The organism is Roseomonas genomospecies 6, from assembly GCF_008365375.1.
Lineage (GTDB): Bacteria > Pseudomonadota > Alphaproteobacteria > Azospirillales > Azospirillaceae > Azospirillum.
In genome coordinates, this window is the sequence record NZ_QOKW01000006.1 from 125,573 (window position 1) to 139,624 (window position 14,052).

14 protein-coding genes are annotated in these 14,052 nt (G+C 66.7%); 5 read left to right on the top strand and 9 right to left on the bottom strand.

All coding sequences use genetic code 11. The features are described from left to right. Positions 1–2 precede the first annotated feature (2 nt). Both DS843_RS10310 and map read right to left on the bottom strand, forming a co-directional pair. Positions 3–593: an NUDIX hydrolase gene (locus DS843_RS10310; RefSeq protein WP_149468799.1), complete on the bottom strand. Its 591-nt coding sequence runs from the start codon at positions 591–593 to the stop codon at positions 3–5. Further along, on the bottom strand, positions 590–1,417 hold the full coding sequence (gene map / locus DS843_RS10315; protein ID WP_149468800.1) for a type I methionyl aminopeptidase: 828 nt from the start codon (positions 1,415–1,417) through the stop codon (positions 590–592). The genes DS843_RS10310 and map overlap by 4 nt, the downstream gene beginning before the upstream one ends. Before the next feature lie 155 nt (positions 1,418–1,572). Between map and radA the strand changes: the two genes are divergently transcribed. The 4 genes from radA (at position 1,573) to DS843_RS10335 (ending at position 6,067) form a co-directional block, all read left to right on the top strand. Beyond that, on the top strand, positions 1,573–2,973 hold the full coding sequence (radA, locus tag DS843_RS10320; RefSeq protein WP_149468801.1) for a DNA repair protein RadA: 1,401 nt from the start codon (positions 1,573–1,575) through the stop codon (positions 2,971–2,973). 43 nt (positions 2,974–3,016) lie between these two features. Further along, positions 3,017–3,703, top strand: a complete 687-nt coding sequence (locus DS843_RS10325) for a CvpA family protein (RefSeq protein WP_149468802.1) — start codon at positions 3,017–3,019, stop codon at positions 3,701–3,703. A gap of 99 nt (positions 3,704–3,802) precedes the next feature. Beyond that, positions 3,803–5,251: an amidophosphoribosyltransferase gene (gene purF, locus DS843_RS10330; protein WP_149468803.1), complete on the top strand. Its 1,449-nt coding sequence runs from the start codon at positions 3,803–3,805 to the stop codon at positions 5,249–5,251. A gap of 105 nt (positions 5,252–5,356) precedes the next feature. Further along, positions 5,357–6,067: an SDR family NAD(P)-dependent oxidoreductase gene (locus DS843_RS10335; protein ID WP_149468804.1), complete on the top strand. Its 711-nt coding sequence runs from the start codon at positions 5,357–5,359 to the stop codon at positions 6,065–6,067. A 76-nt stretch (positions 6,068–6,143) separates the two neighbouring features. On the opposite strand, the gene der is transcribed toward DS843_RS10335, so the two are convergent. The 6 genes from der to DS843_RS10360 all read right to left on the bottom strand — a co-directional run bounded on the left by der (position 6,144) and on the right by DS843_RS10360 (position 11,183). Beyond that, positions 6,144–7,550, bottom strand: coding sequence for a ribosome biogenesis GTPase Der (gene der, locus DS843_RS10340; RefSeq protein WP_149468805.1), 1,407 nt, complete (start codon positions 7,548–7,550; stop codon positions 6,144–6,146). Positions 7,551–7,587: 37 nt separating this feature from the next. Then, positions 7,588–8,976 (bottom strand): outer membrane protein assembly factor BamB family protein, encoded by a 1,389-nt coding sequence (locus DS843_RS10345; protein ID WP_286192032.1) that lies wholly within the window; start codon positions 8,974–8,976, stop codon positions 7,588–7,590. Continuing rightward, the gene (locus DS843_RS10350) at positions 8,976–9,620 is read right to left on the bottom strand and encodes a hypothetical protein (RefSeq protein WP_149468806.1); all 645 of its coding nucleotides are present in this window, start codon (positions 9,618–9,620) and stop codon (positions 8,976–8,978) included. The genes DS843_RS10345 and DS843_RS10350 overlap by 1 nt, the downstream gene beginning before the upstream one ends. Before the next feature lie 185 nt (positions 9,621–9,805). Further along, on the bottom strand, positions 9,806–10,360 hold the full coding sequence (locus tag DS843_RS10355; RefSeq protein ID WP_149468807.1) for a thioredoxin family protein: 555 nt from the start codon (positions 10,358–10,360) through the stop codon (positions 9,806–9,808). Between the two features lie 203 nt (positions 10,361–10,563). Beyond that, positions 10,564–10,776, bottom strand: coding sequence for a response regulator transcription factor (locus DS843_RS32155; protein WP_353618348.1), 213 nt, complete (start codon positions 10,774–10,776; stop codon positions 10,564–10,566). Then, positions 10,743–11,183, bottom strand: coding sequence for a response regulator (locus DS843_RS10360; RefSeq protein ID WP_353618346.1), 441 nt, complete (start codon positions 11,181–11,183; stop codon positions 10,743–10,745). Before DS843_RS10360 ends, DS843_RS32155 begins: the two co-directional genes overlap by 34 nt. A 775-nt stretch (positions 11,184–11,958) precedes the next feature. Between DS843_RS10360 and DS843_RS10365 the strand changes: the two genes are divergently transcribed. Next, on the top strand, positions 11,959–12,702 hold the full coding sequence (locus DS843_RS10365; RefSeq protein ID WP_247874139.1) for a response regulator transcription factor: 744 nt from the start codon (positions 11,959–11,961) through the stop codon (positions 12,700–12,702). A 213-nt stretch (positions 12,703–12,915) separates the two neighbouring features. Here DS843_RS10365 and DS843_RS10370 read toward each other — a convergent pair whose 3' ends face one another. Next, positions 12,916–13,608, bottom strand: coding sequence for a LuxR C-terminal-related transcriptional regulator (locus DS843_RS10370; protein ID WP_149468808.1), 693 nt, complete (start codon positions 13,606–13,608; stop codon positions 12,916–12,918). Positions 13,609–14,052: the final 444 nt, after the last annotated feature.

Consider the following 14,052-nt stretch of genomic DNA (forward strand, 5'->3'; position numbering starts at 1 on the left):
GCTCACCCGCCGGCGCGCGCCGTCCCCTTGGCAAGGGTGTCGCGCAGTTCCGGCAGCAGGACGGCGCCGAGCATGGCGATGACGGGCAGCAGGGCGTAATCGCCCTCTGCCGCCGCCGCGATCAGCTCCTCGCGGGTCAGAAGCTCAAGCCGCATCTCCTCCAGGTCCCCCGAATCCGCCTCCGCCACCTTGCGGGCGGCGCGGGCGTGGAACATGTGGCAGACGCAGCCGCGCTGGTTGCCCTGCACCACGTAGGAACCGAGCGGCGTCCAGTCCTCGGCGGCGTAGCCCGTCTCCTCCAGCAACTCCCGCTTCGCCGCGGTCAGGGGTTCCTCTCCGGGGTCCAGCGCCCCGGCGGGAAAGGTCAGGCTGACGCGGCGCGGGCCGTGCTTGTAGGTGCGGAGCATCAGCGCCCGCCCGCCTTCGTCCTCCACGAACATGAGAACGAAGTCCGTCTGTTCGACCTGATGGAAATTCTCCACCCGCCGGCCGTCCGGCGTTTCGATGGTCTCGGCGTGCACCTGCAGGAACGGACCGGCGTCGAGCAGGGTCCGCCGCTCCAGCACCGTCCAGGGCTTCAATGCTTCGCTCATGCCGCGGCGGCCCCGGCGGCGCTCTCATAGGGCGGCTGGGTGAAGCCCGCCGGAGACAGGGTGAAGATTTCGCAGCCCGTCTCGGTGATGCCGACCTGATGCTCGAACTGGGCGGACAGGGAGCGGTCGCGGGTTACCGTGGTCCAGCCGTCCGACAGGATCTTCACATCCGGCTTTCCGGCGTTCAGCATCGGCTCGATGGTGAAGACCATGCCCGGCACCAGAAGCACGCCCGTGCCGCGCTTGCCGAAATGGTCCACATGGGGCGCGTCGTGGAAGACCCGCCCGATGCCGTGGCCGCCGAAGTCGCGGACGACGCCGTAGCGGTGGGATTCGGCCAGCGTCTGGATGGCGTGGCCGATGTCTCCCAGATGGTTGCCGGGCTTGGCCTGCGCGATTCCGGCCATCATCGCCTTGTAGGTGATGTCCACCAGCTTGCGCGCCTTCACCCCGATCTTCTCGCCGACGAAGAACATGCGGCTGGTGTCGCCATACCAGCCATCCAGGATCACCGTGACGTCGATGTTCACGATGTCGCCGTCCACAAGCTTCTTGTCGTCGGAGGGAATGCCGTGGTTCACCACATGGTTCGGCGAAATGCAGCTCGCCGCCGGGTAGCCGTTGTAGCCGATGGTCGCGGGGATCGCGCCGTTGTCCCGCATGTAGGCCTCGATCAGCCGGTCCAGTTGGCCCGTGCTGACCCCCGGCACCACATGGGGCGTGATGTAGTCCAGGGTCGCCGCGGCCAGCCGCCCGGCCTTGCGCATCGCCTCGAACTCCTCCGCCCCGTGCAGCGGGATCTTCCGCGCGTCCTTGTCCGCCACCGTGTCACCTCGTATCGGTCGTCATGATTCCGATGCAGAACCTACCACCGGAACGGCCCAAGAAAAGCCCCAGCTTTTTATCGCCTCGGCCATAGGATTTAGGACGTCCGCTTGCTATATGTGGGGCGCTTCCGCCCCAACCCATCGCTAGACCTTTGGCCAAGCCGACCTCCCGCTACGTCTGCCAATCCTGCGGCGCATCCTTCCCGAAATGGGCGGGTCGCTGCGACGCCTGCGGGGAATGGAACACCCTCGTCGAGGAAGCCGCTCCGGAGGCCGCGCCCAAGGGGTTGGGCGTGGCGCGCGGGCGCCGGCTGGACTTCGTCGGCCTCGCCGGCTCCAGCGAGGCGCCGCCCCGCCGCATGACCCGCATCGAGGAGTTCGACCGCGTCTGCGGCGGCGGCCTCGTTCCCGGATCGGCGATTCTGATCGGCGGCGATCCCGGCATCGGCAAATCCACCCTTCTCCTCCAGGCGATGGCCCGGCTGTCGCAGGAGCACCGTTGCGCCTACGTCTCCGGCGAGGAGGCGGTGGATCAGGTGCGGTTGCGCGCCCTGCGGCTCGGCTGCGCGGCGGCCCCGGTCCAGCTCGCCTCCGCGACCAGCGTGCGCGACATCGTGGCCTCGCTGGACGGAACCGACGGGCCGGAGGTGGTCGTCATCGACTCGATCCAGACCATGTATGTGGACAATCTGGACAGCGCCCCCGGCACCGTCGCCCAGGTCCGGGCGAGCGCGCAGGAGCTGATCCGCGTCGCCAAGCGGCGCGGCTGCGTCCTGCTTCTGGTCGGCCACGTCACCAAGGAAGGCACCATCGCCGGTCCCCGCGTGCTGGAGCACATGGTGGACACGGTTCTCTATTTCGAGGGCGAGCGCGGCCACCAGTTCCGCATCCTGCGCGCGGTGAAGAACCGCTTCGGCGCGACGGACGAGATCGGCGTGTTCGAGATGACCGACGGCGGTCTGGGCGAGGTCCACAACCCCTCGGCCCTGTTCCTGGCGGAGCGGCGCGGCGACGTGTCGGGCGCCGCGGTCTTCGCCGGGATGGAGGGCACCCGCCCGGTTCTGGTGGAGGTCCAGGCTCTGGTCGCCCCCTCCCCGCTCGGCACGCCGCGTCGCGCGGTGGTCGGCTGGGATTCGGCGCGGCTCGCCATGGTCCTGGCGGTGCTGGAGGCGCGCTGCGGCGTGCAGATCGGCGCCAACGACGTCTATCTGAACGTGGCCGGCGGTTTGCGGATCACCGAGCCGGCGGCGGACCTTGCGGTCGCCGCGGCGCTCGTCTCCTCGCTGACCGGGGAGCCGGTGCCCGCCGACGCCGTGGTCTTCGGCGAGATCGGCCTGTCGGGCGAGGTGCGCGCCGTGGGCCAAAGCGACGCCCGGCTGAAGGAAGCCGCAAAGCTGGGGTTTTCAACGGCGATCTTTCCGGCTAGACGGAACGGCAAGAAGCCGGGGCGCGGCGACAACGGCCTGAAGACGGTCGAGTTGCAGCAGCTCGGCGAGTTGCTGCCGTTGTTCCAAGCCGGATCGGGACCCCGTCCGCCGCGCGGCCGGGATTGACACAAGCGCTTTCAGGCGAGAGCACACGAGGCGAAGCGGAGTTATGGACACCTTCCCGATCAACCCGGCGGACCTGGCCGTCATCGTGGTGCTTCTGCTCTCGGCCCTGCTGGCCTTCACCCGCGGCATGGTGGCCGAGGTGCTGTCGGTCGCCGCCTGGGTGGGTGCCGCGCTGATCACGCTGAACGCCCTGCCCCACGTGCTGCCCATCGCGCAGAACTACATTCATGTCGAAATGGCCGCCTACGCCGCGTCGGCGGTGGCGCTGTTCGTCGTCAGCCTTGTGTTTCTCACAATCCTGGGCCGCGTCATCTCGCGCGGCGTACAGAATTCCGGCCTTTCGGCGCTCGACCGGTCGCTGGGTTTCGTCTTCGGCCTGCTGAAGGGTGCAATCCTCGCCTCGGTCGCCTATCTGTTCTTCGCCTGGCTGGTGCCGAACCCGGCGGAGCATCCGGCTTGGCTGCAAGGTGCCAAGACCCGCCCGATGCTGGTCTCCGGCGCCGCCATGATCTACGAGGTGATGCCGGAATCGCTGCGCAAGGACGGTCTGGGCCAGATGGACATGGCGCGGGAGCGCGCGCGGCAGGCGGTGGAAGCGAAGGAAGCGCTGGACCGGCTGTCCACGCCGGTGCCCGGCGCGCCCAAGACCGGTGGTGCTTCGCCGTCCGATACGGGCTATAAGGACCGGGACCGCGGCGACCTTGAGCGCCTGATCCAGAACGCACGTTGAGCGCCGCGCGGTGCAGAGTGCCTGTGTGTAACGCCCCGCTGGCAAGAGGCCGCCGGGGCAATGCCCTTTGGTGATGCTGTGTATGACGAGGATCTTCCGATGCTGACGACGCATCCGTTCGACGACGACAAGCTGCGCGAGGAGTGCGGCGTGTTCGGCATCCACAGCCATCCGCAGGCGGGGGCCATCACCGCGCTCGGCCTGCATGCGCTCCAGCATCGCGGCCAGGAAGCCTGCGGCATCGTCAGCCACGACGGCAACCGCTTCCATCTGGAGCATGCCCTGGGCCTCGTCGGCGATCACTTCTCGTCCGAAGCGATCATCGGCAAGCTGAAAGGCCCGCAGGCCATCGGCCATGTCCGCTACGCCACCACCGGCGACACGACGATCCGCAACGTCCAGCCGCTCTACGCCGACTTCGAGTTCGGCGGCTTCGCGCTGGCCCACAACGGCAACCTGACCAACGCGCACACGCTGCGCCGCCAGCTCGTCCGCCGCGGCTGCCTGTTCCAGTCCACCACCGACACCGAGACCATCGTCCATCTGATGGCCATCGCGCGGGGCGGTTCGCCGGTGGACCGGCTGATCGAGGCGGTGCGGCAGGTCGAAGGCGCCTTCTCCCTGGTGGCGCTGACCCCGAACGAGGTGATCGGCGTGCGCGACCCGCTGGGCGTGCGCCCGCTGGTCCTGGGCAAGCTGGGCGACACCCACATCGTGACCAGCGAGACCTGCGCGCTGGACATCGTCGGCGCCGAATATGTGCGCGACGTGGAGCCGGGCGAGATGGTCGTTCTGAACGACCAGGGCGTGCAGAGCCTGCGCCCCTTCCAGCCGCAGGGCCGCCGCTTCTGCATCTTCGAATACATCTACTTCGCGCGGCCCGACAGCGTGATGGAGGGCTCCTCCGTCTACAACGCGCGCCAGCGGATCGGGGCGGAGCTTGCCCGCGAATCGGGGATCGACGCTGACGTGGTGGTTCCGGTGCCGGACAGCGGCGTGCCCGCGGCCCTCGGCTACGCCATGCAAAGCGGCGTTCCGTTCGAACTGGGCATCATCCGCAACCACTATGTGGGCCGCACCTTCATCGAGCCGACCGACCAGATCCGGCATCTGGGGGTGAAGCTGAAGCACAATGCCAACCGCGCCATGATCGAGGGCAAGCGGGTGGTGCTGGTGGACGACAGCATCGTGCGCGGCACGACCTCCAAGAAGATCGTGGAGATGGTGCGCGCCGCCGGGGCGAAGGAGGTGCACATGCGCATCTCCAGCCCGCCGACCTCGCACCCCTGCTTCTACGGCATCGACACGCCGGAGCAGAGCAAGCTGCTCGCCCACCGCATGTCGGTGGAGGAGATGCGCGACTTCATCCAGGCCGACAGCCTCGCCTTCATCTCCCTGGACGGCCTCTACCGCGCCATGGGCGCGGAGCGGCGCGATCCGCAGAATCTGACCTTCTGCGACGCCTGCTTCACCGGCGACTACCCCATCGCGTTGACCGATGCGCTGGACCATCCGCCGGTCGAGGCGAACGTCCGCATCCGCGCGTAAGCGCCTGACCACCGCCGCGACGGGCCGGCCGCAACCCAGCGGACCGGCCCGTTTGCCGATCCCCCTCCCGAATCCCCCCTCTCAAATCACCGTCGAGTCGCCGCCATGTCCCGTCTTTCCGGCCGCACCGCCCTCATCACCGGCGCCTCGCGCGGCATCGGCGCCGCCGTCGCCAAACGCTTCGCCGCTGAAAGCGCCCACGTCATCCTGGCCGCCCGCACCGTCGGCGGGCTTGAGGAGACCGACGACGCGATCTTCCAGGCCACGGGCCGGAACGCCACGCTGGTCCCGCTGGACCTGCGGCAATTCGACAAGATCGACCAGCTCGGCTACTCGATCTTCGAGCGGTTCGGAAAGCTGGACATCCTGGTCAGCAACGCCGGCGTTCTGGAGGCGCTGGGGCCGGTTGCCCATTACGATCCGAAGCTGTGGCAGCGCGTGATGGACGTGAACGTCACGGCCAACTTCCGCCTGATCCGCTCCTTCGACCGCCTGCTGCGCACCTCCGATTCGGGGCGCGCCATCTTCGTGACGTCCGGGGCCGCGACCGCGCCCTACCCCTACTGGAGCCCGTACGGCGCCAGCAAGGCGGCGCTTGAGATGATGGTGAAGACCTACGCGATGGAGATCGCCGCGTCGAACCTGCGCGTCAATCTGATCGACCCCGGCATCGTGGCGACCAAGCTGCGCATGCAAGCCTTCCCCGGCGAGGACCAGACCAAGCTGGCCCAGCCTGACGACGTGACCGAAGCCTTCGTGGAACTGGCGGAAGCGTCCTGCACCCGCCATGGCGAGGTGGTGTCGGCGCAGGGGTGAAATGGCAGCCTTGCCCGCCAAAGCAAAAAGGCCGCGCAATTCGCGCGGCCTTTTGCTTTTCACCCCGAAACGCCGATCAATCGTCCGCGAACGGGTTCTTCTGCTTGCGCAGCAGCAACCGCACCGGCACGCCCGGCAGCTCGAACGTCTCGCGCAAGTGGGCGATCAGGTAGCGCTGGTAGCTCTCCGGCAGGTCGAGCGGCTTGTTCACGAACAGCGCCACGGTCGGCGGGCGGGTCTTCACCTGCGTCGCGTAGCGGATCTTGATGCGCCGGCCCTCGACCAGGGGCGGCGGGTGGTGATCCAGCACGCCTTCGATCCAGCGGTTGAGCTGGGCGGTCGGGATGCGCCGGTTCCACTGCCCGTAGGTCGACAGGATCGAGTCCAGCAGCGTGTCCAGCTTCCTGCCCTGAAGGGCGGAGATGGTCACGACCTCCACGCCCTTGATCTGGGCAAGAGCGGCCTGGAGTTTGTCCTCCACCTGACGCAGGGCCATGGCGCGGTCGTCCACCGCGTCCCACTTGTTCAGCGCGATGACCAGCGCACGGCCTTCCTCAACCACCATGCGGGCGATGGTCAGGTCCTGCTTGTCCAGGATTTGGTTGGCATCGACCACCAGAAGGACGACCTGGGCCATGCGGACGACGCGCAGGGCGTCGGCGACGGCCAACTTCTCCACCTTGGCATCGACGCGGGCGCGCCTGCGCATGCCGGCGGTGTCCACCAGACGAAACTTGCGGCCGCGCCATTCCCAATCGACGCTGATGGCGTCGCGCGTCATGCCGGCCTCGGGGCCGGTCAGCACGCGCTCCTCGCCGATCAGGGCGTTCAGCAGGGTGGACTTGCCGACGTTCGGGCGCCCGACGATGGCGATCTGGATGGGCCGGGCGCGCTCCTCGTCGGTTTCCGGCTGGTCGCCGACGGGAAGCTCCTCCCCGTCCTCTCCCTTCAAGGCGGAGGTGACGGTCCTCTCGACCTCTTCCGGTTCCGGCGGGGCGTAGGGCAGCAGGGCCTGGACCAGATCGGCCATGCCCTCCCCATGCTCCGCCGACAGCGGGATCGGCTCGCCGAGGCCAAGTTCGAAGGCTTCGTAAAGACCGGGCATGCCGGCTTTGCCCTCCGCCTTGTTGGCGACGAGGACGACCGGGGTCTTGCCCTTGCGCAGCAGGGCCGCGAAGTGACGGTCGAGCGGCGTGATGCCGGCGCGGGCGTCCACGATGAACAGCGCCACGTCGGCGCGTTCCAGGGCGCGTTCGGTCTGGCGGCGCATGCGCGCCTCCAGGCTGTCGTCGGTGACGTCCTCCAGGCCCGCGGTATCGACCACGGTGAAGGACAGACCGCCCACGCGGGCGGGTGCCGAGCGCCAGTCGCGCGTCACGCCGGGCGTGTCGTCGACCAACGCCAGCTTCTTGCCGGCCAAACGGTTGAACAGAGTCGATTTGCCGACATTCGGCCGACCGACGAGAGCGACGGTGAAAGACATCTGGCCGGGGGCCTCACAAAAGAACCAGGACCGGCGATCAGCGGTACGCCACCAGCGTACCGTTCTCGCCAAGAACATATAGGGTGTTGTTCGCCACCACCGGCGGCAAATAGGTGGGAGCCGGCAACGAATAACGGGTCAGCACCTGCCCGTCGCCGGGCGACAGGGCCAGCATCTGCCCGTTGGACCCGGTGACGTAGAGCTTGCCGCCCGCCAGGACCGGGCCGGACCAGGTGATCGGCCCCTTCTTGTCCTCCGGATCGGTGAAGCGCGCGAGCGGGGTGACCCAGCGGACATGGCCGGCCTGACGGGTCAGGGCGACGACTTCCGAGTCGTTGGTGACGACGAAGAGGTGGTCGCCGGCCAGCCAAGGGGTCTGGGTCCCGCCGATCTCCGTCTCCCAAAGGCGGATGCCGATGCGCTCGTCGATGGCGACCATGCGGCCCGAATGACCGATGGCGTAGACGACGCCGCGGTCGATCACCGGCAGGCCGCGGATGTCGGCAAGGCTGCTCAGGGCGCCGCTGCGGCGGATCGCCGCCAGGCTTTCCTGCCACGCCAGACGCCCGTTCTCCGGACGCAGGCCGTACAGTTCGCCCGAGGAATAGGGAGCGACGACCAGAGTCGGCGACGCCGCCGGGCTGACGGCGCCTAGAAGGCCCGCGGTTTCCAGGATGCCCTGGTGCGACCATTGGACCTCACCGTCGGACGCCGACAGGGCGGTCAACTGGTTGTCCAGAGTCAGGACCAGGACGCGCCCGCCCTCGACGGTCGGAGCGCCACGGACGGGACCCGGCACGCGCTTGCGCCAGACGATGGAACCGTTGGCGGGATCGAGCGCCACGACCTCGCCGAAACCGGTGGCCGCGAAGACCCGCCCGTCGGCGTAGGCGACGCCGCCGCCGCTGGCGCCGCCGCGCTCCCGCTCCGGCTTGGTGTCCACGCGCCAGATCTGGCGGCCGGTGCGCTCGTCCAGGGCGGCGACGTGGGAGTCGGCGTCCATGGCGAAGATGCGCCCGTCGGCGATCACCGGCGTGGACAACAGCGAGCGGGAGCTGCTGGCCCCGGCGCCGATGTCGCCCCGCCACGCCTCGCCGGGCGTGGCCGACAGGGCAAGATTGCCGCCGCCATGCTCCGGCGTGCCGCCGGCCTGCGCCCAAGCCGCGTTGACGGTGGCGGGCGGCAGTGCGACCGGCGTGCCGGCCAGCCGCTGATCGACTTCCACCTTGCGCTCGCGCGTCAGCACGGCGACGCGCTCGCCCGGCAGGGGCGGATCGGGGGTTTTGCCGAACCATCCGCTGACGGTGTCGCAGCCGCCGAGCAGGAGGGCCAGCAGCGGGGCGGAAATCAGCGCGGTGCGCGACAGGGAGCGGCGCTTCGCGGGTGTGTGCGCGGTCGGGACGGCGGCCATGGGAATGCGGGTCATCAGCTCTTGCCGTAGAGGGTGGCGAGATCGGCGGCGCGCGACCGGACGCCGGCCGGAGCCTGCGAGTCGTCGGCCAGTTGCTGGAACAGGCTGCGCGCCCGCTCCTTGTCTCCGGCGCGGGCGGCGAGCACCGCGGTCATTTCACGGGCGGAGAAGCGCCAGGGGTTGGCGTCCGCCGTCAGCGGCTGAAGCCGCGCCTGGAGTTGCGCCGCATCGCCGGTTTCGAGCTGGTGCATCACCGACAGCAGGGCCGCCAGCTCGCGGTAGACCGGAGCAGCGCCCGCATCGCCGGACAGCTTGTCGTAGACGGCCACCGACTCAGCCGTCTTGCCCTCGCGGGCCAACAGGGCGGCGGCGTTCAACTGGGCCAGAGCGGCCATGCCGGGGTCGGCCTTGGCGGCGAAGGCGGCCAGCGCCTCCACGCCCTTCTCCGGACCCTGGACGGCTTGGGACAAGGCGGCGGCCAACGCCGTCGTCTCGTGTTCCTTCTGCGACTGCTGCCAGTTGCGCCAAGCGACCGTGCCGCCCGTCGCAGCCACGACGGCCAGCGCAGCCGCCAGCATGATGCCGCCGTAGCGCTTGAAAACGCGCTCCATGCGGTCGCGGCGCAGATCCTCGTCGACTTCGCGGAAAATATCGCTCATGGCCCTACAGCGGCATCCTACGGCCCGCACCCTAAGGCCCGGCGACCGTTAAAGCGGGGATTGCGCCCGCGCGCGGCTGCGGCGGGCGGTTCTGATGGTTCAAAAGGCCGGATAGCATTGGGCGCCGCACGCGGTCAAGGCGCAACGGCGCCCTTACGGACATTAAAGCCACGCTTCGGACGGAATCAGGCGGGATTGCGCCATTTGATGGAGCAGCCCATGCTGGGGATCTGGTCGGTCGGCCCCTGCCCCGTCTGGGCGATGCGGACCATGGCGTGGAACAGTTCGCGCGGGGCGTCCGGGATCGCCTCGCGCTTGGAGGCGTCCAACCGCCCTCGGTACTGCAGGCACAGATCGGCGTTGAAACCGAAGAAGTCGGGCGTGCAGACCGCGCCGTAGGCCCGCGCGACCTCCTGCGTCTCGTCGATCAGATAGGGGAAGGTGAAGCCGTGCTCCGCCGCGAAGCGCTTCATGTTGTCGAAGCCGTCGTCGGGGTAGGCGTCGGTGTCGTTCGACATGATGGCGACGGCGCCGATGCCGTGGGGCTTCAGGGCGTTCACCTCTTCGACGATTCGCCCGATCACCGCCTTCACGTAAGGGCAATGATTGCAGATGAACATGACCAGCGTGCCGCTCGGCCCTTGGACGTCGGCCAGGCTGTAGGTCTTTCCATCGGTGCCCTTCAGGCTGAAATCCTCCGCCTTCCGGCCGAAGTCGCACACCGGGGTTTCCGCCGCCATCGCTTTCCTCCTTCTTCCGGGGTCCCATGGACACGCCGCGAACAGGCGGCGCGGGCTTGGGCGTGCCTATACCGAGCGTGACTCTATGAGGTGAGGCGAAACCTGGAATCGAAAAGGCCGCGGCGGCACCTTGTTCGTGCCCTCTCGCGGCCTTGTCGGTCTCCGACCCTACTCCCAGGTCCCTTGCGCCCCTAGGGCTCTCCTCACGAGGCCATCGCGGCGGCGGCGATCACCGCCTGGGTGCGGTTCTTGACGCCCAGCGACTTGAAGATCGCCGTGACGTGGATCTTCACCGTGCCCTCGGACAGGCCAAGTTCATAGGCGATCTGCTTGTTCGACTTGCCGGCGCGCAGGCAGTCCAGAACCTCGCGCTGGCGCTGGGTCAGGCCGTAGGCGCTGCGGTCGGCGCCGTCCAGGCCACGGCGGCGGCGGTGAGCGCGCCGGGGGGCACGTAGATGCCGCCGGAGAAGACGAGATTCAGCGCGCCCATCATCACCTTGACGCTGCTGGACTTCGGAATGTAGCCGGTGGCCCCGTGGTCGAGCGCGCCGCGGATGTCGCTGAGCGCTTCGGATGCGGAGATGACCACCACCGGCACGCCCGGCTGAAGGCTCTGCACCTCCCGAAGCCCGTCGAAGCCCGGCCAGTTCGGCATGTGGAGATCCATCAGCACCACGTCGTACGGCCCCCCGACCCGGCATTGCTGAAGAACCTCATCGAACGTTCCCGCCTCGACGAAAACCGCATCACCGTGAAGCTGCTCCAGAAGACGGCGCAGGCCTTCACGAAAAAGGAGATGGTCGTCACCGATCAGTATTTTCATCGCCCCGTCCGCCTTCGTTTACCCGTTGCTTCGGACCAGCCCCTTTCGGACTGACCGGGCCACCCCATTGGCGATCCACCCACCCTTTCGCCGCGTGACCTGAACGACTGCTACCACATTCGGAAGAGGGCCAATATCCGGACAAGCGCCATAGGTCATTTGCGGACGGAAGAAGCCCTTCGATACGGCGAAGGCCGACTGAACGAAACAAGAACTATTACTTTTTATCTAAGCATCCACCCGAAAGAAAGAAACATCGGGATTTCTGCGCTGTTTGGTTGTTTACAAAAAGGAAGGCGGACGCCACCGATCGCGCACAGCCTGTGCGCGAAAAGGAGCGCCAACGATGCCGGGAAACGTGAAAACCTACTCCAACGATGCAGCGCCCTGTGCGGAAGGCCGGTGTTTATCCGGGGCGAATGCCACACTCCGACGCACACGCCTATACTGTCCTTTCAGCGCATCCGGTCACGAAAGAGTTATCGCTTGGAGCGACCCAGTCGCCATTCAGATGCGCTTGACGATCTTGAGTGATCATCTATCGTTTGATTTACGTGTTACACGCCTAATTTATAAACTGTTTATCACAGTGTCAAGTTTTTTTCCAGGTTTGATGGATATATGACAGAAATTCGATGCAGTCTTTCGACGAAGCGACTTCAGCAAAGAGACAAAGCGCCAACGGATAGAGAGCACGAGACAAGCCTATCACACAGGCGGCGACAATGCCCGACAAGGGCCTGCCGTGGATGCCTCCTCCAAACAGAGCTGACCCATGCACATGAACCATGAGTACGCCCAAGAGAAAGCATCGCACTCGACCCGCAACGCGGTGACCCCCATGCACGTCTGCCTGATCCTCGACAACAATTCCCTGACCGACACCGTGGTGCAGGCGCTCGACCGGGCCGGCCGCCATCGTGTGACCGTCTTCCACGACATATCGGAACTGACGCAGAGCACGCTGACGCCCGATGCGATCCTGATCGGTCTTCAGCAGTTCACCGCACTGCGCGAGAACGAACCGATGGTGTATCTGCGGCTGTCGCGCCGGTCGCGGATCGTCGTGGTGCTGTCGTCGCGGGAGTTGCTGGACGCCGCACACATCCTGGCTTTCGCCGATGCGTGGGTGTTCGAGGACATCAACGTGGATCGCATCAACGAACTGCTGGATCTCGGGCTGGAGGGGCATTGTCTGATGCCCAAGCAGTTCCTGTCCCGTCTGGGCGTCGACGAGATCCGGCTGACTCTGCTGCCGCGGCTGTCGGAACCGGAGTTCGAGACCCTGCGCCTGCTCGGCCAGGGGCTGAACAACAGGACGATCGCCAACCAGCTCGACCTGTCCGAAGCGGTGATCAAGTCGATGGTGCGCAGCGTCCTGTCCAAGCTGCACTTCCGCAACAGAACGGAAGCCGGCGTCTTCGCCGCGCGTCAGCAAGGTGCGCTTCAGTCCGCCCGAGAGGGAATGGTCCCGCCGCACATGCACGCGGCCCCGGCCCATCGGACCGGCACATCCTGACGGTTCGACGGACGTCCTTCACCCGTCGAACGCAAGAATCCCGGCCTTTGCGCCGGGATATTTTTGTTTCGGGTTTCCGTCTCGCGGATTTCCGCACTCTGACCAAACGGCTCCAGCCCCGAACGGAAACGCCGGACCGGACGGCCACTCCCGTGGGAATGACCGTCCTGTCCGGCGCACGCATCGATGGTGGCGCTGATCGCGGGTGACTGCCTACTGGTGGGCCACCGCGGCGGTCACCGCTCCGGCACCGGCAAGCTCGCCGCCGATCCCGTTGTTCAACGCCCAAATGGCCGCCTGGGTGCGGTTGGAGGCGTTGATCTTGCGCAGCAGGCTCTTCAGGTGAACCTTCACCGTCGCTTCGGTGATGTTCAGATGATTGGCGATCATCTTGTTGCTGTCGCCGTTCAGAAGGCAGCGCAGGATCTGGACCTCGCGCTGGGACAGGCCCTTGCGGGACACCGGCATGTCGGTGCCGTTCCCGTTCACCCGTCCGGAGATCAGAAGGGCGGCGAGATGGGTGGGGAAAACCTTCTCGCCCATCATCACGAGGCGCAGCGACTGGGCCAGCGCGTCGGAGGACAGGTCCTTCATCAGATAGCCGTCCGCCCCCGCCTCCAGAGCGTTGGCGAGGCGGCGGGTGCACAGGTCGCTGGTCAGGATGACCATGCGCGCGTCGGGAAGCTGGGCGCGCAGGCGCCGCATGCCGTCGGCCTCCTCCTCGCCCCCGTTCACCAGATCGAGCAGGATGAGCTGCGGGCGCAGGCCGTTTTCGACGGAGTTCAGCGCCTCGCGCAGATTGCCGGCCTCGGCAACGATCTGAAAGGGTGAATCGTCGAGAAGCCTTTTCAGGCCTTCGCGGAACAGCTTATTGGAGTCGATCAGAAAAGCACGCACTGGTTCCATTGGTCAGCTCCCGCGATTTTCGGAAAATTGCTCTGACTCCCTGGGCAATCTTGTAGGTTACCAATCACCCGAGGTTTCCCCCACCCGTGCCCCACCGATGGCATTGACGTGCCGATATTTTGGATGACCTTACCCCTGTGTCGTGCATTACGGTACCACTCTGTGGGATTAAAAGAAGAACGCATTGGGCATATGCGCAAAGCTACTTTTAATCATGGGTTATTGCGTCCCTTTTAAAGTACTCGCACTCTCCAATCGAAAGTATATTTCTGGAGTTGTCTAACTCCTTTTTGCGAAACGCCGCACGTTTTGGATGCGCATGGGAGGGAGCCGGTTCATCGGAGTTGCCAAAAGTTCCGAACCCAAACGGAGAGGAGGCACTCATGCCAAGGAAGCGCACCCGCGCCCGGCGTTGTGCGTCCTATGATCGCTTCCGACCCACGG

Coding starts and splice junctions, on each gene's coding strand:
- DS843_RS10310 (WP_149468799.1), bottom strand. CDS start 593: ATGAGCGAAGCATTGAAGCCCTGGACGGTGCTGGAGCGGCGGACCCTG.
- DS843_RS10325 (WP_149468802.1), top strand. CDS start 3,017: ATGGACACCTTCCCGATCAACCCGGCGGACCTGGCCGTCATCGTGGTG.
- purF (WP_149468803.1), top strand. CDS start 3,803: ATGCTGACGACGCATCCGTTCGACGACGACAAGCTGCGCGAGGAGTGC.
- DS843_RS10335 (WP_149468804.1), top strand. CDS start 5,357: ATGTCCCGTCTTTCCGGCCGCACCGCCCTCATCACCGGCGCCTCGCGC.
- der (WP_149468805.1), bottom strand. CDS start 7,550: ATGTCTTTCACCGTCGCTCTCGTCGGTCGGCCGAATGTCGGCAAATCG.
- DS843_RS10345 (WP_286192032.1), bottom strand. CDS start 8,976: ATGACCCGCATTCCCATGGCCGCCGTCCCGACCGCGCACACACCCGCG.
- DS843_RS10350 (WP_149468806.1), bottom strand. CDS start 9,620: ATGAGCGATATTTTCCGCGAAGTCGACGAGGATCTGCGCCGCGACCGC.
- DS843_RS10355 (WP_149468807.1), bottom strand. CDS start 10,360: ATGGCGGCGGAAACCCCGGTGTGCGACTTCGGCCGGAAGGCGGAGGAT.
- DS843_RS10360 (WP_353618346.1), bottom strand. CDS start 11,183: ATGAAAATACTGATCGGTGACGACCATCTCCTTTTTCGTGAAGGCCTG.
- DS843_RS10365 (WP_247874139.1), top strand. CDS start 11,959: ATGCACATGAACCATGAGTACGCCCAAGAGAAAGCATCGCACTCGACC.
- DS843_RS10370 (WP_149468808.1), bottom strand. CDS start 13,608: ATGGAACCAGTGCGTGCTTTTCTGATCGACTCCAATAAGCTGTTCCGC.